A 22,917-nucleotide genomic window follows, 5' to 3' on the forward strand; every position below is an offset into this window, starting at 1 on the left:
CGCCATCCATCCCGTTGTGGACCCGAACGCGCATGGCGGGGGTTTTGCAGAGCATCCCTAGGGAACACTCTCCTGAACAATGCGGCGGATTCTAGCCGGGAACCTCCGTGCACTCCTTCGATCGCAAGCCGGTCGTCACCTTGATCCTTCACATGAACCGCCGTCGTTTGCTCAGTTCCTTGTCCGCGCTTGCGGCCGTCACACCGCTGGTGGAAGCAGCCACCGGTGGAGCTGCCCCGCGACAGCGCATGCCGGTGATCTTCATCGGCCACGGCAGCCCGATGAACGCCATCTCGGACAACGCCTTCACCCAGACACTGGCGGCCTGGGGTCAGCGCCTGCCACGCCCGGCGGCCATCCTGTCGGTGTCGGCGCACTGGCTGACGCCTGGCGCCACCCTGGTGGACGTGCAGGCCCGCCCGCGCACCATTCACGACTTCGGTGGCTTTCCGCAGGCGCTGCACGACATGCAGTACCCCGCGCCGGGCGCGCCCGAAACCGCGCAGATCGTGCGCGCGCTGGTCAAGTCGCGCAAGGTGGCCGAGAGCGACGACTGGGGGCTGGACCATGGCACCTGGACGGTGCTCCATCACCTGATTCCGAAGGCGGAGGTGCCGACCTTCCAGTTGTCGATCGACTACTCGGCCCCCGGGGCGGTGCACCACGCGCTGGGGCGCGAGCTGGCCGCCCTGCGCGATCGGGGTGTGCTGATCGTGGGCAGCGGCAACATCGTGCACAACCTCCGTGCCACGGTGCGCAATGCGCCGCCTTCGGCTGCGGGGGCGACGCCCTGGGCGCGAGACTTCGATGCCGCCGTGCGCGATGCCTTGGCAGACCGAAGCTTTCAGAACGAACAGCGCCTCATGCAGTACGAACGCCTGGGTGCGGGCGCGGCCATGGCCGTGCCCACGCCCGATCACTACTGGCCGTTCCTGTATGCGCTGGGCGCCAGCGATCCGCGCGAGAAGCTGACCACTACCTACGAGGGCTTTCACGCCGGCACGCTGTCGATGCGCTGCCTGCAGTGGGGGTGAGTCGGACGCGCGCGGTCCTCAGGCGGCCCAAGCGGCCTAAGCGGCCTCGGCGGTCGCGCTGGGCAGCACCTTGAACAATCGCTCGGCCACTGATTGCGCACGATCGGCGCCGGCGTGTTGTTCGATGTCCGAGAGCATCTCGCGCGCGACCGCCAGCATGGCGTCGGCGTCGCGCGCCTCGCGCAGTGCGTTGCGGTAGCGATCGGCCAGCGCCCGGTCGCGCGGCGCGAACATGCGGTCCGACAGGTCGAACAGGAACATGCGCGCACTGGCCAGGGAGCGCGGGCCGCTGAAGGTGTCCACAGAGCCGCGAAGGGTGGGTGCAGCGGCGGCTGGCGTGGCGACTGTCGCTGTCGATTCCTCTGCCAGGTAGCCGCCCGCCACCAGCGCCTCGACGATGGCCCGGCCGTCGCCGTGAAACAGTGCATGCAAGGAGGCGGTGGCCTTGCGCCCGTCGGCAACCAGCAGGATGGCGCGCTCGCGCTGGCCGAGGGTGCGCTGGCCGGGCAGCAGCTCCTGTCGGCCCTTGTCGGTCTTGTTCAGCATGGGTGCGGTGGGTGCTTCATTGGTGGAAGCACTCTGCGCAGGCCGGGTGACGCTTGCGTGTCATCGGCACATGAAAAAGCCGCCCGGAGGCGGCTTTTGGCGGGCGGCGTGAGGGATCACACGGTGCGCGTCACATCCCCGCGGACATTCGCAGCGCCGCGCGTCACATCCCGGCGTAGTTCGGCCCGCCGCCCCCCTCGGGCGTGACCCAGACGATGTTCTGGGTGGGGTCCTTGATGTCGCAGGTCTTGCAGTGCACGCAGTTCTGGGCGTTGATCTGCAGGCGGTCGCTGCCGTCGTCGCTCTTGACGAACTCGTACACGCCAGCGGGGCAGTAGCGGCTCTCGGGGCCGGCGTATTGGGCCAGGTTGATCTGCACCGGCACCGTGCTGTTCTTGAGCGTGAGGTGCGCTGGCTGGTTCTCTTCGTGGTTGGTGTTGGAGACGAAGACGCTGGAGAGGCGGTCGAAGCTGATGACGCCGTCCGGCTTGGGGTAGGCGATCTTCGGCATCTGGTCGGCCGGCTTGAGCTTGGTGTGATCGGGTGTGGTGTTGTGCAGCGTCCAGGGCGGCGCGCTCACGCCCACCTTGGGCAGGAACCATTGCTCGATACCGGTCATGAGCTTGCCCATGAGCGGGCCCTTCTTGAACCAGGCCTTGAAGTTGCGGGTCTGCCAGAGTTCTTCGTGCAGCCAGCTCTTTTCGAAGGCGGCTGGGTAGGCGTCCAGTTCGTCGCTGCTGCGCCCGGCCGTGACGGCGTCGTAGGCGGCCTCGGCGCACAGCATGCCGCTCTTGATGGCCGCATGGCTGCCCTTGATGCGCGCGGCGTTGAGGTAGCCAGCGTCGCAGCCCACCAGGGCACCACCCGGGAACACCGTCTTGGGCAGGGCCTGCGGCGTGCCGTTGTTGATGGCGCGCGCGCCGTAGCCCAGGCGCTTGCCGCCTTCGATGTGGGCCTTGATGGCCGGATGCGTTTTCCAGCGCTGCATTTCCTCGAAGGGCGACATCCAGGGGTTCTGGTAGTCCAGCCCGATGACGAAGCCCAGCGTGACCTTGTTGCCTTCGAGGTGGTAGAGGAAGCCGCCGCCAAAGGTGTCGTCGGCCATGGGCCAGCCGGCGGTGTGCACCACCAGGCCGGGTTTGGCCTTGTCGGCGGGGATCTCCCACAGCTCCTTGATGCCGATCGCGAAAGTCTGGGTGTCCTTGCCTTCGTCAAGCTTGAACTTTGCGATGAGCTGCTTGCCCAGGTGGCCGCGCGCACCCTCGGCGAACACCGTGTACTTGGCGTGCAGCTCCATGCCGAGCTGGAAGGCGTCGGTGGGCTCGCCGTCCTTGCCCACGCCCTGGTTGCCGGTGGCCACACCCTTGACCGAGCCGTCGTCGTTGTAGAGCACTTCGGCGGCGGTGAAGCCGGGGAAGATTTCCACGCCCAGCGCCTCGGCCTGCTCGGCCAGCCATTTGGTCACGTTGCCCAGGCTGATCACATAGCAGCCGTGGTTGTGGAAGTTGCGTGGCACCAGGAAGTCGGGCGTTCGGCTGGCGCTGCTTTCGCTGAGCACCAGCAGGTCATCGCCGGTGACGGGCTGGTTCAGCGGGGCACCGCGTTCTTTCCAGTCGGGGAAGAGCTCGGTGATGGCGCGCGGGTCCATCACCGCACCCGACAGGATGTGGGCGCCCGGCTCGGACCCTTTCTCCAGCACGCAGACGTTGATCTCGGTGCCTTTGTCGGCGGCGATCTGCTTGAGGCGGATGGCGGTGGACAGGCCGGCCGGGCCGGCACCGACCACGACCACGTCGTACTCCATGGCTTCGCGGGGACCGAACTGGGCCAGGATCTCGTCATGCGTCATGGGGGGTCTCACTGATAATGGTTGTCGATCTCCGGGGGGCCACCCTTGCGGTGGGCCTGTGTCCCGGAGCGGACCGCATTTTATGCGGCGCATGCACAAAATCGAACGATCGTTCGTAAATCTGGAACTCAGGAGACATGGCCATGGCCTACACCCTCGATCTGTCGGGCCGCGTGGCCCTTGTGACCGGCGCCTCCAGCGGCCTGGGTGCGCAGTTTGCCAAAACGCTGGCCAAGGCCGGCGCTGCGGTGGTGCTGGCCAGCCGACGTACCGACCGGCTCATGAACCTTCGCGCGCACATCGAGGCTGAAGGCGGCGAGGCCTATGTGGTGGCGCTGGACGTGACCGACCTGGCTTCGATCAAGGCCGCGATCGCCCACGCCGAGACCGAGGTCGGCCCGATCGACATCCTGATCAACAACTCCGGTGTGAGCACCACGCAGCGCCTGCAGGACGTGACCGAGGCCGACTACGACTTCGTGCTTGACACCAACACCAAGGGCGCCTTCTTCGTGGCGCAAGAGGTGGGCAAGCGCATGATCGCGCGCGCCAAGGGCGCGGCCCCCGGCACCTGGGTGGGCGGGCGCATCGTCAACATCGCGTCCATGGCGGGCCTGAAGGTGTTGCCGCAGATCGGCGTGTACTGCATGAGCAAGGCGGCCGTGGTGCAGATGACCAAGGCCATGGCGGTGGAGTGGGGCCGATTCGGCATCAACGTCAATGCCATCTGCCCGGGCTACATCGACACCGAAATCAACCACGAACACTGGCAGACCGAGCAAGGGCAGAAGCTGGTCCAGATGCTGCCGCGAAAGCGCGTGGGCCAGCCGGCCGATTTGGACGCGCTGCTCGTGATGCTGTGCGCCAACGAGAGCCACTTCATCAACGGCGCGGTGATCGCGGCCGACGACGGCTTCGGGGTGTAAGGCCTTGGACACCCCCCGCGCCGCCTTCGGCCTCACCCCCCTGAGGGGGGCAACACCGGCGGCCCGGCAAAGCCGGTTCCGCGGTGTTCCCGGTCTGGGCATCCTCGCCGGCCTGGGCGCGGGGGCCTTCTGGGGCACCACCTTTGTGGCGCCACTGATCGTTCCCGAGTTCAGCACGGTCGATCTCACCGTGGGGCGCTACCTGGCCAGTGCGTTGCTGTCGGTGCTGTTGCTGGCCTGGGCTGCGCTGCGCGGCGAATGGCGTCGACCGACCTTGCCCCAGGTCTGCGCCGCGCTGGGCCTGAGCGTGCTCGGCTACACCGGGTACTACCTGCTGCTGGTGCTGGCCATCCAGGCCGCGGGCGCGGGCCTGCCGGTGCTGATCATCGGCACCATTCCGCTGTGGCTCATGCTGCTGGGCAAACCCGCCGGCCTGCGTTGGGGCAGCCTGCTGCCCGGTTTGCTGCTCACGGCCGCCGGTATCGCGCTCATGATGCGATCCACTGCGCACGGCGACGCCGGCACCGGCACCAACCTGTGGCTGGGCGTTTGCCTCGCCGCGCTGGCGGCGGCATCGTGGACGGCGTTCGGTTTGCTCAATGCGCGCTGGCTGGCGCGCCATCCGGAGGTCAACTCCACGCTGTGGGCCAACTGGCTGGGCGTGGCTGCGGGCCTGGGCGCATTGGCCATCTGGGTCGTGGCGGGCAGCGCGCCCGCGCAGCTGGTCGAGCAGCCGCGCTTCGGCTTGTTCGTGGTGGTGTGCGTGGTCACTGGCGTGGGGGCCGCGTGGATCGCGTCGGTCCTGTGGAACATGGCCAGCCGCCGCCTGAGTGCCAGCCTCGCCGGTCAGCTCATCGTGAGCGAGACCGTGTTCGGCCTGCTCTTCACCTTTGTCTGGACCGCGCAATGGCCGGCCGCCCTGCAGTGGCTGGCCTGCCTGCTGTTCGTGCTGGGCATCCTGTTTTCCATCCGCGCCCACCGCTGAGGCGTCCGCACCCATGAAATTCGAACTGCCTGAAAAGAAGAAGCAAGTCCATCGCATGACCATTCCCATTCGCTGGGGCGACATGGATGCGATGGGCCACGTGAACAACACGGTGTACTTCCGCTACCTGGAGACGATCCGCATCGAATGGATGCGCTCCATCGGCTGTCAGCCCGACCCGCTGGGTGAAGGGCCGGTGATCATCAACGCGTTCTGCACCTTTCACAAACAGCTCGAATTCCCCGGCGAGGTGATCGCCACCATGTACGTGAGCGACACCGGTCGCACCAGCTTCGAGAGCTGGTGCACGCTCACGCGCAGCGATGACCCGGACACGGTGTATGCCTCGGGCGGGGCCACCACGGTGTGGGTGAACTTTCCGGCGCAGAAGTCGGCGCCGATCCCTGATCTGCTGCGCCGTCATCTCGAAGACTGAAGCACCCGCGTCCGGTCACAAATGCTTGCAGCCATCGGGGGGCGTGGTGCCTAGCATGCCCCGATGGCTGGTTTGACCCCCAACAGGATTTCGCGCCGAACCGCGGTCGTGGCGCTTGCCGCGCCCCTGGTCTCGTGTGGCGGTGGCGGCGACAGTGCCGCGTCGTCCACGCCACCGGGCAGCACCAACACGGCGGCCTTCATCCCCACCACCACCGTGGTGACGGCCACCGAACTGGCCAACGGGCTCACCAGCCCCTGGGGCATGGCCTTCCTGCCCGATGGGCGCATGCTGGTCACCGGGCGGTTGGGGCAGTTGTGGTTGCTGTCGGCCGATGCCTCCAGCCGGCAATCGATCAGCGGCTTGCCCGCGGTGACCGCCACCAGTGGACAGGGCGGTCTGCTCGACATCGCACTCGACCCCGCCTATGCCACCAACCGGCGCATCTACCTGAGTTTCTCGGAGGCCGACACGGGCAACCCGTCGTTAAACGGCACCGCCGTGGCGCGCGCCGAGCTCGACCTGGGTTCCAGCAACCTCGTAGGTCTGACCATCATCTACCGCCAGTTGCCCAAGGTGGCGGGCACCGCGCATTTCGGCTCGCGACTGGTGTTCGACACGCAGGGGCGGTTGTTCGTGACGCTGGGTGACCGGCAGAGCAACGACCAGCGCGTGTACGCACAGGACTTGTCGCGCGGCAACGGCAAGGTCGCGCGCATCACCACCGACGGCGTGGCCGCGCCCGGCAACCCCTTCCTGGGCACCGCGGGTGCGCAGGCCGAACTCTGGAGCTACGGGCACCGCAACCCGCAGGGCGCCGCACTGCACCCGGACACCGGCGAGCTGTGGACCAGCGAGCACGGTCCGCAAGGCGGCGACGAGGTCAACCGCACCCTGGCCGGACTCAACTACGGCTGGCCGGTCATCAGCTATGGGCAGGAGTACGGCACCACGACCCAGGTCGGCATCGGCACGTCCAACTTCGGCATGGAGCAGCCGGCGTCGGTGTGGGAAACCATCGACGGCTCGGCGTGGACGGGTGGCGCCAAGAGTTCGACGGCGCCTTGCGGCATGTGTTTCTTCACCGGGATTGGGCCGGCGCACTGGCTACGCAGCCTGTTTGTCGGCGCGTTGGCGGGCCAGGCCTTGTGGCGACTGCAGCTCGACGGTGCCACCGTGGTGGGGCGCGAGCGCTTGCTGACGTCGCTGGGCGAACGTCTGCGGCATGTGGTGCAGGGGCCGGACGGCCGCCTGCGCCTGCTCACCGACAGCGGGCGGTTGCTGCGCGTGAACGCCTGAGCCGGCGCCAGGTGCCTCAGGCGGCTGCCGGCTTGGCCTTGGGCACGCGGCCCAGCAAATAGAACTCCGGGTTGGGTGCCATGCCGGTGACGTTGGCCATGCGGTTGGACAGGCCGAAGAAGGCCGTGATGGCGGTGATGTCCCAGATGTCCTCGTCGTCGAAGCCGTGCGCGTGCAGGGCGGCGAAGTCGTCGTCGCCAACCTCGTTGGAGTGCAGGCAGACCTTCATCGCAAAGTCGAGCATGGCGCGCTGGCGCGGTGAGATGTCGGCCTTGCGGTGGTTGATGGCCACCTGGTCGGCCACCAGCGGCTTCTTCTCGTAGATGCGCAGGATGGCGCCGTGCGCCACCACGCAGTACAGGCAGTGGTTGGCGGCGCTGGTGGCGGTGACGATCATCTCGCGGTCGCCCTTGCTCAGGCTGCCGCCCTCCTTGAGCATCAGAGCGTCGTGGTAGGCGAAGAAGGCACGCCATTCGGCCGGGCGACGGGCGAGTGCCAGAAAAACATTGGGGATGAAGCCGGACTTTTCCTGCACCTCCACGATGCGGGCCCGGATGTCCTCGGGCAGGGTGTTGAGGTCGGGCAGGGGGTAGCGGGCCGTCTGGGTCATCGGGTTGTCTCCGTGTGCGGTGTGGGAATGTCGGCCCCGAGTATCGACCACGACTGCGCTATCGTTGTGCCCCCTTCCGGTGTTCGTTGGGGGTTGAGCGTTCTGCGTTGAGCGCACATCCCCCAAGCCAACGCCCAACGCCCAACGCCCAACGCCCAACCACCATGTCCCTCCCCGACGATCCCGACTTCCAGCGTGGCCTGGCCACCCGCACCCAGGTCATGGGTGAGGACTTCGTGGCCCGTGCCTTCGGCACCATGACGCCGTTCACCGAACCCATGCAACACCACATCACGCGCCGTGCCTGGGGCGATGTGTGGCAGCGCGGGGTGCTCGACCTCAAGACGCGCAGCCTCATCACCGTGGCCATGCTGGCCGCCATGGGCAAACAGCACGAGCTCAAGGGGCACGTGCGCGGTGCGCTCAACAACGGCGCCTCGGCCCAGGAATTGCAAGAGGTGTTGCTGCACCTGGCGGCGTACTGCGGCATTCCCGCCGCCGTCGAGGCCTTTCGCACCGCGGCCAGCGTGGTCGACGGCGAAGGCAACTGAATTTCCCTTTCCTCTCTGGAGATTGTTGATGTCCCTGTTTGTGTCCCGTCGCGTGGTCATCGCGGCGTCCCTGGCGCTGGCCGCCGGCCTGGCTCAGGCCCAGACCACCACCCGCATCCTGGTGGGCTTTCCGCCCGGTGGCGGCAGCGACGCCATCGCCCGCATCCTGGCCGAGAAACTGCCGGCCGAACTCGGCCATGCGGTGGTGGTCGAGAACAAGCCCGGCGCAGGTGGCCAGCTGGCCGCGCAGGCCCTGAAGGCCGCCACGCCTGACGGCAGCACGGTGTTTCTGAGCCACGACCACAGCGTCACCATCCTGCCGATGACCATGAAGGCGCCGGGCTTCGAGCCCGCGAAGGACTTCGTGCCGGTGGCTGGCTTCGCCACTTTCGTGAACGCGATTGCGCTGTCGGGTGGCACCCCGGCCAAAGACTTCAAGGGCTGGGTGGACAGCGTCAAGGCGGCTGGCGGCAAGAGCGCGGTGGGCATCCCGGCGCCGGCGTCCACGCCGCAGTTCGCGGTGCAGATGATCGCGCGCCACTATGGGCTCGACCTCGTGGCCGCACCGTACCGGGGCAGCGCGCCGATGATGGGCGACATGCTGGGCAACCAGATTCCCGCCGGTGTGGGCTCGGTGCCTGACTTCATCGAAAACCACAAGGCCGGCAAGTTGCGGGTGGTGGCCGTCATGGGCACGCAGCGCCAGGCGGCCATGCCCGATGTGCCCACCTTCGCCGAGCTGGGCATCAAGGGCTTTGAGGAGGTGCCTTACTACGGCATCTTCGCGCCGGCCGGCACGCCGCCAGCCACCCTGGAGCGCCTGGCCGCGGCGGTGCAGAAGGTGATCGCCATGCCCGACGTCAACGGCAAGCTGGTGGGCATGGGCCTGACGGTCGGCTTCATGAGCGGTGCCGAACTCGGCAAGCGCGAAGCCGCCTACCGTGAGGTTTGGGCGAAGATCATCAAGGACAGCGGCTACCAGCCGCAGTGAGGCGCGACCGGCTCAGAGCCGGTCGACCAGGCGCGCCAGGGCGGCGCGCCGGTGCACGCCCAGCTTGTCGAACACGCGCTGCAGGTAGGTGCGAACGCTGGGCAGGCCGATGCCCAGCTCGCGCGCGATTTCCTTGTCGGTGAGGCCGCGTGCAACACAGCGTGCCACCGCCGACTCGCGTGGACTCAATGCGGTCGACCCATCGGGCAGCAGTGCCGTCTCGGGTCTGCGCGCGTCGCGGGCCCGCCGCAGGGCCGACACGAAGGCCGGTTCGATGAACTGCAGCAGCTCGCGCTCGTGGTCGGCAAACTCGCGGCCCTTGCGTCCACGCCAGATGCGCAGGTCGCCCAGCGCCTGAGGGCCGTCGAAGGCGTGCAGGTTGATGCCCCAATGCAGGCCGTCGCGCGCCAGAAAGTCGTTGAAGAACTCGCAGCGCAGCAGCTCGTTGCGCGGCAACACCTCGCTGACCAACGTGGCGCGGCGGTGTTGCTGCAGGCGAAAGGTGATCGGGTCGCGGAACTGGTACCAGGCGTCGTAGCGCTGCAGATTGCCCGGGTCCATGTTGATCGCCACCCCATGGTCGAACCGGCCCGCCGCATCGTCCCAGACGTAGGACGCAAAGTGTTCGGCACGGAACAGCCGCAACAGCTGCTCGCCCAACCGCGCCCGGATGTCGTGCGCGTTGAGGTCTTGCGCCAGCAGGGCAAAGCACGCGGAGAGCTGCGTTTGTTCGGTGGGCGAGAGGTGCATGGCGGCAGGCTAGCGGCGAGGGCGGGGCGGGTCAATCCGGGCATGTGAGGGGGCGCAGCGACCGGTGTGCAAGGGCCATGCCGTGGTGGCGCATGTCATCAATCCTCAGGACAGACGGCGGGCGACCTGCGGCGCACAGTGGGCGCTGCCACCAACACCCTGGAGGGATCGCCATGCTTCGCCTTGTTTTCACCGTATCGACGCTGGCGCTGGTCACAGCGCTGGCCGGTTGCGCCAACACCATGGGCCCTGCGCCCGACATCACGGCGCTGAGTGCCAGCGACGCGGCCGCCGCCATCTGCAGTGGCCGCATCAGCAGCGAGGCCCTGACCCGTGCCTACCTTGAGCGGGCCAAGGCGCGCACCGGGCTGAACGCCTTCGTCACGCTTGACGAGGCCGGTGCGCTGGCCGCCGCCCGAGCGGCCGATGCCCGCCGCGCCAGCGGTGCCGCCTGCCTGCCGTTGCAGGGCGTGCCCATCGTGGTGAAGGACAACATCGAGGCGGGCGGCCTGCCCACCACGGGCGGCACCCCGGCACTCAAGGGCTTTGTGCCCAAGGGCGATGCCCCGGTGCTGGCGAAGTTGCGCTCAGCCGGCGCAGTGCTGCTTGGCAAGACCAACATGCACGAGCTGGCCTTCGGCATCTCTGGCTACAACCCGGCCTACAACACCGGCCCGCAGGTCGGCGTGCGCAATGCCTACGACCCGACGAAGATGTCCGGTGGGTCGTCATCCGGCACTGCGGTGGCGATCGGTGCGCGCATGGCGCCGGCCGGTCTGGGCACCGACACCGGCGGCTCGGTGCGCCTGCCCTGCGCGCTCAACGGCTGCGCGTCGCTGCGCCCCACGGTGGGCCGCTATCCCCAGACCGGCATCGTGCCGATCTCGCACACCCGCGACACGGCTGGCCCCATGGCCGTGTCCGCCCGCGATCTGGCCTTGCTCGACAGCGTCATCGCTGGTGGCGCGCCTACAGCTCCCGCGTCCTTGCAGGGCGTTCGGGTGGGCCTGGCATCGGCCTTCATGGCCAACCTGGATGCCGACACGCGCACCGCGTTTGACCAAGCCTTGCAGCGGCTGCGCGGTGCCGGCGTGACCGTGGTGCCGGTGGAGATGCCCACCCTCATGCAACTCAATGGCATGGTGGGCTTTCCCGTGGCGCTGTACGAGGCGCACGACGACATGGTGCGCTACCTGCGCGAGCGCGGCACCGGCATCACGCTGTCGCAGCTGGTGGCGGGCATCGCCAGCCCCGATGTGAAGGGCACCTACGACGCCTTGGTGGTGCCGCGCAAACTGCCGGCGCCCGGCGGCCTGGTGGACGCGGCGCCGCTGTACCGCGCCGCCATGGACACGCACCGCCCGGCATTGATCAAGCTGTACGCCGATACCTTCGCCCAGCACAAGCTGGATGCGCTGGTGTTTCCGACCGTACCCCGCGTGGCGCCCGACGCCGGCCCGCAGACCAGCAGCGTGGAGACCTTCGGGCTGTTCATCCAGAACACCGACCCTGGCAGCAACGCCGGCCTGCCGGGCCTGCAGGTGCCGATCGGTCTGGGTGCTGCGTCGGGCCTGCCGGTGGGCCTGGAGCTGGACGGCCCGGCGGGCAGCGATCGGCGCCTGATCGCCATTGGCATGGCCATCGAGCAGCTGCTGGGCCGGGTGCCGCCGGGCCGTTGAAGGCACCCGCGCCTGCTCATCAGCCGCTCATCAGGCGGTGCACCAGATCCGGCGTGCTGTGCGCGCCGTACTTGCGCATCAGGCGGGCGCGGTGCACCTCCACCGTGCGGTGGCTGATGGCCAGCAGCTTACCGATCTGCTTGCTGGTCAGGCCGTCCATGATGAGCGCCGCCACCTCGCGCTCGCGGGCGGTCAGCTCGGCGCGCACCGGGCGCGTCGAGCTCAGGTCCTCGAAGCTCCAGATACCGGCCGCATGCGGCTGGCTGCGATCGACGGCACGACCGGTCACGTGGCACCAGAAGATCTCTCCCGCCTGGCGGCCACCGACGCGCTTCATGATGCGGTTGTCGGCGTAGGTGCCGCTTCGCCCTAGCAGTGGCGTCATGCGGGCGCCCAGGCGCTCGTACTCGTCGGCGCTGGGGTAGAGGATCTGGAAGCTTTGCCCCACCATCTGTTCGCGCGTGAAACCGAACATGTCGCACAAGGCCTGGTTGCAGTCCACCATGGTGCGCTCGCGCGACAAGGCCAGCCCCACGGGCGCCAGATCGAAAGCCAGTCGGTAGTCGATGTCCATCATGGTTGCTCTTTACGAAATACTACGTAGTCCGCTACGTAGTATCGTTGCGACTTCCCCGATTCCTCACAACGTGTTCCACCGGAGGCAAACCCCGTGAACAAGATCTACCCCAGCGCGGCCGCCGCGCTGCAAGGCGTGGTCGCTGATGGCCAGCTCATGGCTGTTGGTGGCTTTGGCCTGTGCGGCATTCCCGAGGCCCTGATCGACGCGCTGCGCGACAGCGGCGTCAAGAATCTGACGGTCATCTCCAACAACGCGGGCGTTGATGGGTTCGGGCTGGGCAAGCTGCTCGACACGCGCCAGATCAAGAAGATGATCAGCAGCTACGTGGGCGAGAACAAGGAGTTCGAACGCCAGTACCTGGCCGGCGAACTCGAGCTCGAATTCACACCGCAGGGCACGCTGGCGGAGAAGCTGCGCGCCGGTGGCGCGGGCATCCCGGCCTTCTTCACCAAGACCGGCGTCGGCACCCTGGTGGCCGAGGGCAAGGAGCTGCGCGATTTCGATGGCGAGACCTACGTGATGGAGCGTTCGCTGGTGCCCGAGGTGGCGTTGGTCAAAGCCGACGTGGCCGACCGCAGCGGCAACCTGCGTTTCAACCTGACCGCGCGCAACTTCAACCCGGCCGCTGCCATGGCCGGCAAGGTCTGCATCGTCGAGGTCGAGCGCATCGTGGCCACGGGTGAACTGGCCCCCGACGACATCCACCTGCCCGGCATCTACGTGCACCGCATCGTGCACAACCCGACGCCCGAGAAGCGCATCGAAAAGCGCACCACCCGCGACAAGAAAGTTTGAGGAGAGCACCATGCCCTGGACCCAAGACCAGATGGCCGCGCGTGCGGCGCAGGAACTCGAGGACGGCTTCTACGTCAACCTCGGCATCGGCATTCCCACGCTGGTGGCCAACCACACCGGCACCAAGGAGGTGTGGCTGCAGAGCGAGAACGGCATGCTCGGCATTGGCCCGTTCCCCTACGAAGACGAGGTCGACGCCGACCTCATCAACGCCGGCAAGCAGACGGTGACCACCATCAAGGGCTCGTCGATCTTCGGCAGCCACGACAGCTTCGCCATGATCCGCGGCGGCAAGATCAACCTGTCCATCCTGGGCGCCATGCAGGTCAGCGAACACGGCGACCTGGCCAACTGGATGATCCCCGGCAAGATGGTCAAGGGCATGGGTGGTGCCATGGACCTGGTGGCCGGCGTGCCACGCGTCATCGTGCTGATGGAGCACGTGGCCAAGAAGAAGGACGGCACCGAAGACCTGAAGATCCTGTCCAAGTGCACGCTGCCGCTCACCGGCGTGGGCGTGGTGGACCGCGTCATCACCGACCTGGGCGTGATGGACGTGACGCCGCAGGGCCTCAAGCTCGTTGAGCTGGCGCCCGAGGTCACGCGCGAGTTCATCCAGTCGAAGACTGGCGTTACCCTGCTCTGACCCTGTCGAAGGTGGGGTGGGTATACTCCCGCCTCATCCCGTCATTGGGGAGTAGCCGCCCGGTGCCCAGCGCATCGGGGCTCGCGTCAACAGACTTGGCCCGCAGGCCATGGCGCGCGCAGCTTCCAGCCTGGCAAGACCTTTGACCGTACCGCCTCCGCACGCGCCGGGGAGGCGTTGCGGTCTTTGGTTTTTCTGCCGGCCGTTGGAGTTTTCCTTGGAAGCCTTTCTCCTGTCCACCGGCATCGTCGCCCTCGCCGAAATGGGCGACAAGACACAGTTGCTGTCTCTGGTGCTGGCCGCACGCTTCAAGCGCCCCTGGCCCATCGTGGCTGGCATCCTCGTTGCCACCTTGCTCAACCACGCGCTGGCTGGCGCTGCGGGTGCCTGGATCATGGCCGCTGTGGGGCCAACGGTGATGCGCTGGGTGTTGGGTGTGTCGTTCATCGCCATGGCCGTGTGGATGCTCATCCCCGACAAGCTCGACGACGACGACGTCAAACCCGGTCGCCAGTTGGGTGTGTTCGCTGCGACCACCTGGGCCTTCTTTCTGGCCGAGATGGGCGACAAGACGCAGATCGCCACCATCGCGCTGGGCGCGCAATACGAACCTTTGTATGCAGTCGTGATCGGCACCACGCTGGGCATGATGCTGGCCAACGCGCCGGTGGTGTTCTTCGGCGATGCGCTCACGCGGCGCGTGCCGATCCGGGTGGTGCACCTGGTGGCGGCGCTGATCTTTGCGGTGTTAGGTGTGGTGGCCCTGGTGGCTTGAGTTGGGCTGGCGCGGCGACCTGCTGCCGCTCAGTGCCGAATGTCACAGGCGACCGTCCCAGAGACGTTCCACTTGTCGCGAGCAGGGAAAACTGCATAGCTGTGCCTTGCGCACGCCCCTACCATCGCGCCGATCATGAAATTGCAACGCAAAGCGCTCCTCCTGGTGGCCATCACCATTGGCGTGCTGACGCTGTCCTCCGCGTTCGTCTCCAGGCTATCGATTTCGGCATCCTTTTTGGATCTCGAACGCAAGCAGGCGACGGTGGAGGCCGCCCGTGCCGGGCGCATCCTGAATCAGCAACTGGTCGATCTGGCGGCCACGCTGATGGACTACGCCTACTGGGACGACACCGTCAGCTTCGTAAGCGGGGACATGCCCGAGTACATGGCGGACAACTTCGCTGCCGACAACATGAAGTACCTGCGCATCTCCAAGGTGCTGGTGCTCGATGGCAAAGGGCAGCCACTGAAGGGGGCGCAAATCACGCCGGACGAAACGCTGGAGGCGGTCGATCCAGCGATGGTGCGCACCGTACAGCGTCTGGCGTCTTCCGTGCTGGCCGACGCCACCAGCGAAACCGTGGTCCGCACCTATCACCGCGCGGGCGACACGCTCTACCTGGTGGCCATATCCGCCATTCGCAGTCAGTTCTCGGCCGGGACACCGCCAAAGGGCGCCATGGTCATGGTGCGCAACTTCGACACCACCGAACTGGCCCGCTTCAGCGAGATCGTGATGCACCCGGTGAACCTGACGCTGCCGGCCGCTGGTGCGTCCCTGCCGCCAGAAATCTCTGAAGACGCCGACGCTCAGCATCTGCTGGCGCGCGCGCCCATCGCCGACCAGAGTGGGCGGGTCATCGCGCAACTCACGCTGAGCCTGCCGCGTGACCTCAAGGAACAGGGGCGGGCGCTGGCCATCGCCGCAGCCGTGCAAGTGGCCACGGCTGGCCTGATCGTTGGCGCGCTGTTTCTGTTCCTTCTGAATTACCTCTTTCTGCGCCGTCTGGCGCGCATGCACCGCGAGCTCGCCGCCATTTCCGATCAAGGGCTGGAAGGCAGTGCCCGCCTGAACGTCTCAGACGACAACGACGAACTGTCCGGTCTGGGCGAAGGGGTCAATGGCTTGCTCGATCGCGTGCGCGCGGATTCCGCCCGGCAGGTCGAATCGCATGCCCGTCAGGAGGCGCTGCAGTTGCAACTGCTGCACAGCCAGAAGACCGAAGCGCTCGGCCGTTTCGCGGGAGGCATCGCCCACGACTTCAACAACTCGCTGGCGGCGGTGACAGGGTGGGTGCTGCTGGCCAAGGAAGATTTGTCGCCTGAGCACCCGAGCAAGTCTTCGCTCGACAAGGCGCTGGAATCGTTGCGCTACGGCAAGGGACTGATGCGGCAGCTGCTGTAGTTTGGCCGGCAGGCGGCGCCGCGCACCGAGCGCTTGCGCCTGGGTGCCCTGGTGACCGAGACCTGCGAGCTGGTGTCCCTGGGCCTGCTGAGGAGTTGCCGCGTTCAGATGAACCTGCAGACCACCGACGACTGGGTGCAGGCGGACCCGACGCAACTCAAGCAGGTGGTCATCAATCTGCTCATCAACGCGTGTGATGCCATGGACGGCAAGGGCGCGATCACGCTCACCGTGGGGCTGCGGCAGGTGCCTGCGGCCAATGGAGAGCCGTCGCCGGTGAACCTGCCGCCCGGGCACTACCTGTCCCTGAGTGTTCTGGACGATGGCCCGGGCATTCCCGAGGACGACCTGCCTCGCGTGTTCGAGCCCTTCTTCACCACCAAGCCGCAGGAGAAAGGCACGGGGCTGGGTCTGTCCGTCGTGCAGGGCATCGTTTCGCGCCACCATGGCGCGATCACGGTACGCAATCAACCCGGCGCCGGTGCCTGTTTCGAGGTGTTGCTGCCGTCGTCGGGCACGGTGGGGGCATTGCTGGCGCCGACGCCCACGCCGGCCCGCAAGGGCGCTCGTCACCTGCTGTACGCCGAGGACGACGAACGCGTGCGCGACGCCTGGAGCATCTTGCTGCAGCGGCAGGGCTGGGTGGTCACGCCGGTGTGCGACGGTGAAGAAGCCTGGGACCGCTTCCAGGTCAACCCGGACCTGTGGGATCTGGTGCTGACGGATTTTTCGATGCCGCGGCTCAACGGTCTTCAACTGGCCCAGCGCATCCGCAGCACGAGTGCGCCACCGCCCATGGTGCTGATCAGTGCCCACGTGTCGGACACGGATGCGCTCAAGCTCGACGCGGTGGGGTTTGCCGCGGTGGTTCAGAAGCCGGTCGAGAGCGAGGACCTGCTCAAGGTGCTGAACGAAGCGGTGGAGAGCCACGCTGCCGACGGGCCGAATGGCCGTGGCCGGTGAAGGTGCGTGGAGCGGGTGAAGGGAATCGAACCCTCGTATGAAGCTTGGGAAGCTGCCGTTCTGCCATTGAACTACACCCGCGCAGGGCGGCATTCTAGCCGCCCCCGCACCGCCTAGAAGCCGACCGCCTGCCCGTCGCGTCGCGAATCGCTGGCGGCCACGTAGCCGTCTTCGATGTCGTCGCTCAAGCGCGCGATGAACTGGCCACTGCCGAAGTCGAGGTAGGTGTCGGCAGTGGGCTCGAAGCGGTGGCCTTTGGCCTTGAGGCCGGCCAGCAGCGCCGGGTCCATGGTGGCCTCGAAGTCCACGTCCAGGCCCTTGCCCCATTTCCAGCGCGGCGCGTCGCTGGCGGCCTGCGGTTGCTGGCCATGCACCAGCATGCGCACGAGGGTCTGTACATGGCCTTGCGGCTGCATGTTGGCGCCCATGACGCCGAAGCCCATCACGGGCTGCCCTTCGCGGGTGAGGAAGCCCGGGATGATGGTGTGGAACGGCCGCTTGCCCGGCGCCACCTGGTTGGGGTGGCCGTCCTGCAGCGTGAAGCCGTGGCCGCGGTTGTGCAGGCTGATGCCCCAGCCGGGCACCACCACGCCGCTGCCAAAGCCCAGGTAGTTGCTCTGGATGAAGCTCACCATGCGGCCTTGCGCGTCGGCGGTGGTGAGGTAGACCGTGCCACCCATGGGGGGCTTGCCCGGGCCTGGGTCGATGGCGCGTACCGGGTCGATCAATCGCGCGCGCTCACGCAGGTAGTCGGGGTTGAGCAGGTCGGCCGCGCGCACCTCGGTCATGAAGCGTGGGTCCGCCACCCAGCGGTAGGTGTCGGCAAACGCCAGCTTGATCGCCTCGATCTGCAGGTGCTGGCCTTCAACACTGTCGACGTCGTATTGGCCGATGTCCAGGGCCTGCAGCATGCCCAGGGCCATCAGGGCCGCGATACCCTGGCCATTGGGTGGCAGCTCGTGCACCGCGTGACCGGCAAACGGCACGCTGATGGTGTCGACCCACTCGACGGCATGGGCCGCCAGGTCGCTGGCGCGCAGCTGGGCACCGTGTTCGCGCGCATAGGCCTCGATGGCGGCAGCGATGTCGCCGCGGTAGAAGGCTTCGCCACGGGTTTCGGCAATGGCGCGCAGGGCGCGGCCGGCGGCGCCGAAGACGAAGCGTTCGCCTGCGACCGGTGTGCGACCCCTGGGCAGAAAAGCCTCGGCAAAGCCGGGTTGGTCGTGCAGCAGCGGCATGGCCTGCGACCACTTCTTCGCGATCACGGGCGCCACCGCGTGGCCGCGTTCGGCCAGCTCGATGGCGGGCTCAAGCAGATCGGCAAACGGCAACGAACCGAAGCGCTCGGACAACGCCACCCAGCCGGCCACGGCGCCTGGCACCGTCACCGCGTCAAAACCGCGCAGCGGAATCTGGCCGTGCTTGTCGCGAAAGTACGCCGGGTTCCAGCCCGCAGGCGCCGCGCCCGACGAGTTCATGCCCTGCAGGCGTTTGCCATCCCACACGATGGCGAAGTTGTCGCTGCCCAGGCCGTTGGAGCAGGGCTCGACCACGGTGAGTGCGGCGGCCGTCGCAATGGCGGCGTCGATCGCGTTGCCACCCTTGAGCAGCATGCGCAGCCCGGCCTGGGCGGCCAGCGGCTGCGTGGTGGCGACCACGTTGCGCGCCATCACCGGCGCGCGCGAGACAGGGTAGGGGTTGTGCCAGTTCGTGAACATCGATGACATCACTTGAGGATGTCACCCATGCACAGGTACTTGATCTCGACGTAGTCGTCCATGCCGTGGTGTGAGCCCTCGCGGCCCAGGCCCGACTGCTTGACGCCGCCGAAGGGCACGTGCTCGGTGGCCAGGATGCCCACGTTGATGCCGACCATGCCGTACTCCAGCGCCTCGCTCACGCGGAAGACGCGGCCCATGTCGCGGCTGTAGAAATAGCTCGCCAGGCCGAACTCGGTGTTGTTGGCGGCGTCCACGGCCTCTTGCTCGGTCTTGAACTTGAAGACCGGCGCGAACGGGCCGAAGGTTTCTTCGCGCGCGCACACCATGTCGGCGGTGGCGTCGGCCACCACGGTGGGCTCGAAGAACTGGCCGCTCAGGCGCTTGCCGCCGGCCACCACGCGTGCGCCCTTGGCCACCGCGTCGTCGACGTGACGTTGCACCTTCTCCAGCGCCGCTTCTTCGATCAGCGGACCCTGGTTGACGCCGTCCTCGAAGCCGTTGCCGACCTTGGCTGTCTTGACCTTGGCGGCGAACTTGCTGACGAACTCGTCGTACACGCCTTCCTGCACGTAGAGTCGGTTGGAGCACACGCAGGTCTGGCCGGCGTTGCGGTATTTGCTGGCAAACGCGCCCTCGACGGCGGAGTCGATGTCGGCGTCGTCGAACACGATGAAAGGCGCGTTGCCGCCCAGCTCCAGGCTGAGTTTCTTGACGGTGGGGGCGCACTGCGCCATGAGGATGCGGCCGACCTCGGTGGAGCCGGTGAAGCTCAGGTGGCGCACCACGTCGCTGGCGCACAGCACCTTGCCCACGGCAATGCTTTGCTGCGAATCGGCCGACAGCACGTTGAGCACGCCAGCCGGGATGCCGGCGCGCAGCGCCAGCTCGGCCGCGGCCAGCGCGGTCAGCGGCGTGAGCTCGGCGGGCTTGATGACCACCGGGCAACCGGCGGCCAGTGCTGGCGCCACCTTGCGCGTGATCATGGCCAGCGGGAAGTTCCAGGGCGTGATGGCTGCGCACACGCCGATGGGCTGCTTGAGCACCAGCAGGCGGCGGTTGTTGTCGAAGTGGGGCAGGGTCTCGCCGTTGACGCGCTTGGCTTCCTCGGCAAACCACTCCACGAAGCTCGCACCGTAGGCGATCTCGCCCTTGGCTTCGGCAAAGGGCTTGCCTTGCTCGGCGGTCAGGATGCGGCCCAGGTCCTCCTGGTTGGCCATCAGCAGGTCGTACCACTTGCGAAGGATGTTGCTGCGCTCCTTGGCGGTCTTGTTGCGCCAGGCCGGCCAGGCGGCGTTGGCGGCCGCGATGGCGGCTTCGGCGTCGGCCGGACCCAGGTTGGCCACGTCGGCCAGCTTCTGGCCGGTGGCCGGATCGTGCACATCAAAGCGGGCGGCGCCCTTGATCCACTGGCCATTGATCAGGCCGTCGATCTTGAGCAGGCTGGGGTCGTTGAGCAGGGCCAGGGGCGAGGTTTTCATGTCCATCTTGCGTCTCCATCGGTGGGGCGGGCGGCCGGCGAAGCGGCCAAATATTTAACTTGTTAAATATTTGGCCCGGATTGTGCGCCCGAAACGGCATCGAGCATAGCGGTGAGCGCGCCAGCGTGGGGTGCCACAGGCGACCACCCGGTTGGGGCCGCGGTTTTCCCCGCATGGCCGGTGGGTGCCGGCTTGTTGGAAAATACCGGGTTCGCGTGGGTTCGCCCGCGCACCCCGACCGACACCACAAGGCCCCCATGACCCGCCCCGCTTCCGTCGCCGACATCCGCAAGACCTTCCTGGACTTCTTCGCCGCCAAGGGCCACACCGTGGTCGCGTCCAGCCCGCTGGTGCCGGGCAACGACCCCACGCTCATGTTCACCAACTCGGGCATGGTGCAGTTCAAGGACGTGTTCCTGGGCACCGACAAGCGCCCCTATGTGCGCGCGGCCTCGGTGCAGGCCTGTCTGCGTGCCGGCGGCAAGCACAACGATCTGGAGAACGTGGGCTACACCGCGCGCCACCACACCTTCTTCGAGATGCTGGGCAACTGGAGCTTTGGCGACTACTTCAAGCGCGAGAGCCTGAAGTGGGCCTGGGAGCTGCTGACCGAGGTCTACAAGCTGCCCAAGGAGCGCCTGCTGGCCACCGTGTACGCCGAGGACGACGAGGCCTACGACATCTGGACCAAGGAGATCGGCCTGCCGCCCGAGCGCGTGATCCGCATTGGCGACAACAAGGGCGGGCGCTACAAGAGCGACAACTTCTGGATGATGGCCGACACCGGCCCCTGCGGCCCGTGCTCCGAAATCTTCTACGACCACGGCCCCGACATCCCCGGCGGCCCCCCGGGCAGCCCCGACGAAGACGGCGACCGCTTCATCGAGATCTGGAACAACGTGTTCATGCAGTTCGACATGGCCGAGGACGGCTCGGTCACGCCGCTGCCCGCGCCCTGCGTGGACACCGGCATGGGCCTGGAGCGCCTGGCGGCCATCCTGCAGCACGTGCACAGCAACTACCAGATCGACCTGTTCGAGGCGCTCATCCAGGCCGCCGCGCGCGAGACCCACATCAGCGACCTGACCAACCCCTCGCTCAAGGTGATTGCCGACCACATCCGCGCCACGGCGTTTCTGGTCAGCGACGGCGTGATCCCGTCCAACGAAGGCCGCGGCTACGTGCAGCGCCGCATCATCCGCCGCGCCATCCGCCACGGCTACAAGCTGGGTCAGAAGACGCCGTTCTTCCACAAGCTCGTGCCCGATCTGGTGAAGGTGATGGGCGCGACCTACCCCAACATGGCCTCGCAGGCGCAGCGCATCACCGAGGTGCTCAAGGCCGAGGAAGAGCGCTTCTACGAGACGCTGGCCAATGGCATGGAAATCCTCGACGCCGCGCTGGGCGACGGCCAGAAGGTATTGCCGGGTGAGGTGGCCTTCAAGCTGCACGATACCTACGGCTTCCCGCTCGACCTGACCAACGACGTCTGCCGCGAGCGCGGCGTCACGGTGGATGCGGCCGGCTTCGATGCCGCCATGGAGGCGCAGAAGGCCAAAGGCCGCGCGGCAGGCAAGTTCAAGATGGACAAGGCGCTGGACTACAGCGGCGCGGGCAACACCTTCGTGGGCTACGAGCAACTGGAGGCGCCCGGCAAGGTGGTGGCGCTGTACCTCGACGGCACGGCCGTGGCCGAAATCAAGGCCGGCCAGCAGGGCGTGGTGGTGCTCGACACCACCCCGTTCTATGCCGAAAGCGGTGGTCAGGTCGGCGACGAAGGGACCATCACCAGCGGCTCGGCCCGGTTCGCTGTGGGTGACACCCAGAAGATCAAGGCCGACGTGTTCGGCCACCACGGTGTGCTGGAACAGGGCACGCTGGCCGTGGGCGACAGCGTGAGCGCGGCCGTCAATCTGGATCAGCGCGCCGCGACCATGCGCAACCACTCGGTCACGCACCTGATGCACAAGGCCTTGCGCGAGGTGCTGGGTGCACACGTGCAGCAAAAGGGCTCGCTGGTCGACGCCGACAAGACGCGTTTCGACTTCACGCACAACGCGCCGGTCACCGACGAGCAGATCCGCGAGATCGAGCGCCGTGTGAACGCCGAGATCGTGGCCAATGCGCCGACCCAGGCGCGGGTCATGGACATCGAATCGGCCAAGGCCACTGGCGCCATGATGCTGTTCGGCGAGAAGTACGGCGAGACCGTGCGCGTGCTCGACATCGGCAGCAGCCGCGAGCTCTGCGGCGGCACCCACGTGAAAGCCACCGGCGACATCGGCTTCTTCACCATCACCGCCGAAGGCGGCGTGGCCGCCGGTGTGCGCCGCGTCGAAGCCACCACCGGCCTGAGTGCGCTGCGCTATGTGCAGGGCATGGAAGAGACACTGGGCGGCGTGGCCGGCACGCTCAAGGTGGCGCCGGGCGAAGTGCCGGCCCGCGTGGGCGCGCTGCTCGAGCAGATGCGCGAGCTCGAGAAGGAAATGAACACGCTCAAGAGCCGCCTGGCCTCTGCCCAGGGCGACGAGCTGGTCAACCAGGCCGTGGATGTGAAGGGTCTCAAGGTGCTGGCCGCTACGCTGGCGGGCGCCGACGCCAAGACCCTGCGCGAGACCATGGACAAGCTCAAGGACAAGCTCAAGACCGCCGCCATCGTGCTGGCCGCTGTCGATGGCGGCAAGGTGCAATTGGCCGCGGGCGTGACCGCCGACAGCGTGGGCAAGGTCAAGGCCGGCGAGCTGGTGAACTTCGTCGCCCAGCAAGTGGGCGGCAAGGGTGGCGGCAAGCCCGACATGGCCATGGCCGGCGGCACCGACGCCAGCGGCCTGGCCAAGGCCTTGTCGTCGGTGCAGGGCTGGGTGGCCGAGCGCATCTGACGATCGCATGACGCCAC

21 protein-coding genes, 1 tRNA gene and 1 riboswitch are annotated in these 22,917 nt (G+C 67.3%); of the genes, 14 read left to right on the forward strand and 8 right to left on the reverse strand.

From position 1 onward, the window contains the following. Positions 1 to 152: 152 nt before the first annotated feature. The gene (gene ygiD / locus KF871_RS13735; protein WP_291143448.1) at positions 153 to 1,034 is read left to right on the forward strand and encodes a 4,5-DOPA dioxygenase extradiol; all 882 of its coding nucleotides are present in this window, start codon (positions 153 to 155) and stop codon (positions 1,032 to 1,034) included. A gap of 36 nt (positions 1,035 to 1,070) precedes the next feature. Here ygiD and KF871_RS13740 read toward each other — a convergent pair whose 3' ends face one another. Both KF871_RS13740 and KF871_RS13745 read right to left on the reverse strand, forming a co-directional pair. Continuing rightward, on the reverse strand, positions 1,071 to 1,580 hold the full coding sequence (locus tag KF871_RS13740) for a hypothetical protein (RefSeq protein ID WP_291143451.1): 510 nt from the start codon (positions 1,578 to 1,580) through the stop codon (positions 1,071 to 1,073). 163 nt (positions 1,581 to 1,743) lie between these two features. Continuing rightward, on the reverse strand, positions 1,744 to 3,429 hold the full coding sequence (locus KF871_RS13745) for an electron transfer flavoprotein-ubiquinone oxidoreductase (RefSeq protein ID WP_291143454.1): 1,686 nt from the start codon (positions 3,427 to 3,429) through the stop codon (positions 1,744 to 1,746). Between the two features lie 143 nt (positions 3,430 to 3,572). Here KF871_RS13745 and KF871_RS13750 point away from each other — a divergent pair, with 143 nt between their 5' ends. The 4 genes from KF871_RS13750 (at position 3,573) to KF871_RS13765 (ending at position 7,075) form a co-directional block, all read left to right on the forward strand. Then, positions 3,573 to 4,355 (forward strand): SDR family oxidoreductase, encoded by a 783-nt coding sequence (locus tag KF871_RS13750; RefSeq protein ID WP_291143457.1) that lies wholly within the window; start codon positions 3,573 to 3,575, stop codon positions 4,353 to 4,355. A 4-nt stretch (positions 4,356 to 4,359) separates the two neighbouring features. After that, positions 4,360 to 5,340, forward strand: a complete 981-nt coding sequence (locus KF871_RS13755; protein WP_291143458.1) for a DMT family transporter — start codon at positions 4,360 to 4,362, stop codon at positions 5,338 to 5,340. 13 nt (positions 5,341 to 5,353) lie between these two features. Then, positions 5,354 to 5,776, forward strand: a complete 423-nt coding sequence (locus KF871_RS13760; protein ID WP_291143462.1) for a thioesterase family protein — start codon at positions 5,354 to 5,356, stop codon at positions 5,774 to 5,776. Between the two features lie 108 nt (positions 5,777 to 5,884). Then, positions 5,885 to 7,075: a PQQ-dependent sugar dehydrogenase gene (locus tag KF871_RS13765; RefSeq protein ID WP_291143465.1), complete on the forward strand. Its 1,191-nt coding sequence runs from the start codon at positions 5,885 to 5,887 to the stop codon at positions 7,073 to 7,075. A 16-nt stretch (positions 7,076 to 7,091) separates the two neighbouring features. Here KF871_RS13765 and KF871_RS13770 read toward each other — a convergent pair whose 3' ends face one another. Further along, the gene (locus tag KF871_RS13770; RefSeq protein ID WP_291143467.1) at positions 7,092 to 7,685 is read right to left on the reverse strand and encodes a peroxidase-related enzyme; all 594 of its coding nucleotides are present in this window, start codon (positions 7,683 to 7,685) and stop codon (positions 7,092 to 7,094) included. Between the two features lie 164 nt (positions 7,686 to 7,849). Here KF871_RS13770 and KF871_RS13775 point away from each other — a divergent pair, with 164 nt between their 5' ends. Beyond that, complete coding sequence (locus tag KF871_RS13775) at positions 7,850 to 8,236, forward strand: carboxymuconolactone decarboxylase family protein (protein WP_291143470.1); 387 nt, start codon at positions 7,850 to 7,852, stop codon at positions 8,234 to 8,236. A 28-nt stretch (positions 8,237 to 8,264) separates the two neighbouring features. Continuing rightward, positions 8,265 to 9,227: a Bug family tripartite tricarboxylate transporter substrate binding protein gene (locus tag KF871_RS13780; RefSeq protein WP_291143473.1), complete on the forward strand. Its 963-nt coding sequence runs from the start codon at positions 8,265 to 8,267 to the stop codon at positions 9,225 to 9,227. A 12-nt stretch (positions 9,228 to 9,239) separates the two neighbouring features. Here KF871_RS13780 and KF871_RS13785 read toward each other — a convergent pair whose 3' ends face one another. Further along, positions 9,240 to 9,977, reverse strand: coding sequence for a helix-turn-helix transcriptional regulator (locus tag KF871_RS13785; RefSeq protein ID WP_291143476.1), 738 nt, complete (start codon positions 9,975 to 9,977; stop codon positions 9,240 to 9,242). Between the two features lie 242 nt (positions 9,978 to 10,219). Here KF871_RS13785 and iaaH point away from each other — a divergent pair, with 242 nt between their 5' ends. After that, positions 10,220 to 11,656, forward strand: a complete 1,437-nt coding sequence (gene iaaH / locus KF871_RS13790; RefSeq protein ID WP_291143590.1) for an indoleacetamide hydrolase — start codon at positions 10,220 to 10,222, stop codon at positions 11,654 to 11,656. 19 nt (positions 11,657 to 11,675) lie between these two features. Here the strand turns inward: iaaH and KF871_RS13795 are convergent, their stop codons facing one another. Next, positions 11,676 to 12,230 carry a PAS and helix-turn-helix domain-containing protein gene (locus KF871_RS13795; protein ID WP_291143592.1) on the reverse strand — a complete coding sequence of 185 codons (555 nt, stop codon included), beginning with the start codon at positions 12,228 to 12,230 and terminating at the stop codon, positions 11,676 to 11,678. A 96-nt stretch (positions 12,231 to 12,326) separates the two neighbouring features. Between KF871_RS13795 and KF871_RS13800 the strand changes: the two genes are divergently transcribed. The 5 genes from KF871_RS13800 to KF871_RS13820 all read left to right on the forward strand — a co-directional run bounded on the left by KF871_RS13800 (position 12,327) and on the right by KF871_RS13820 (position 16,822). After that, positions 12,327 to 13,031, forward strand: a complete 705-nt coding sequence (locus tag KF871_RS13800) for a CoA transferase subunit A (RefSeq protein ID WP_291143479.1) — start codon at positions 12,327 to 12,329, stop codon at positions 13,029 to 13,031. A 10-nt stretch (positions 13,032 to 13,041) separates the two neighbouring features. Beyond that, on the forward strand, positions 13,042 to 13,677 hold the full coding sequence (locus KF871_RS13805) for a 3-oxoacid CoA-transferase subunit B (protein WP_291143482.1): 636 nt from the start codon (positions 13,042 to 13,044) through the stop codon (positions 13,675 to 13,677). Between the two features lie 34 nt (positions 13,678 to 13,711). Then, positions 13,712 to 13,890: riboswitch (yybP-ykoY riboswitch) on the forward strand. Between the two features lie 4 nt (positions 13,891 to 13,894). Further along, positions 13,895 to 14,452, forward strand: coding sequence for a TMEM165/GDT1 family protein (locus KF871_RS13810; RefSeq protein ID WP_291143486.1), 558 nt, complete (start codon positions 13,895 to 13,897; stop codon positions 14,450 to 14,452). 135 nt (positions 14,453 to 14,587) lie between these two features. After that, positions 14,588 to 15,859, forward strand: a complete 1,272-nt coding sequence (locus KF871_RS13815; protein WP_291143489.1) for a CHASE4 domain-containing protein — start codon at positions 14,588 to 14,590, stop codon at positions 15,857 to 15,859. Positions 15,860 to 15,910: 51 nt separating this feature from the next. Next, positions 15,911 to 16,822 carry an ATP-binding protein gene (locus KF871_RS13820; RefSeq protein ID WP_291143491.1) on the forward strand — a complete coding sequence of 304 codons (912 nt, stop codon included), beginning with the start codon at positions 15,911 to 15,913 and terminating at the stop codon, positions 16,820 to 16,822. 7 nt (positions 16,823 to 16,829) lie between these two features. Here KF871_RS13820 and KF871_RS13825 read toward each other — a convergent pair. The 3 genes from KF871_RS13825 to KF871_RS13835 form a co-directional block, all read right to left on the reverse strand. After that, positions 16,830 to 16,903, reverse strand: a tRNA-Gly gene (locus tag KF871_RS13825). A 32-nt stretch (positions 16,904 to 16,935) separates the two neighbouring features. Continuing rightward, complete coding sequence (locus KF871_RS13830; RefSeq protein WP_291143595.1) at positions 16,936 to 18,540, reverse strand: gamma-glutamyltransferase family protein; 1,605 nt, start codon at positions 18,538 to 18,540, stop codon at positions 16,936 to 16,938. A gap of 8 nt (positions 18,541 to 18,548) precedes the next feature. Further along, entirely contained in the window at positions 18,549 to 20,027 is a 1,479-nt protein-coding gene (locus tag KF871_RS13835) for an NAD-dependent succinate-semialdehyde dehydrogenase (protein ID WP_291143494.1), read from the reverse strand. Positions 20,028 to 20,278: 251 nt separating this feature from the next. Between KF871_RS13835 and alaS the strand changes: the two genes are divergently transcribed. Next, positions 20,279 to 22,900 (forward strand): alanine--tRNA ligase, encoded by a 2,622-nt coding sequence (gene alaS, locus KF871_RS13840; protein WP_291143496.1) that lies wholly within the window; start codon positions 20,279 to 20,281, stop codon positions 22,898 to 22,900. Positions 22,901 to 22,917: the final 17 nt, after the last annotated feature.

The sequence above is a fragment of the Hydrogenophaga sp. genome (assembly GCF_019635465.1).
Lineage (GTDB): Bacteria > Pseudomonadota > Gammaproteobacteria > Burkholderiales > Burkholderiaceae_C > Hydrogenophaga.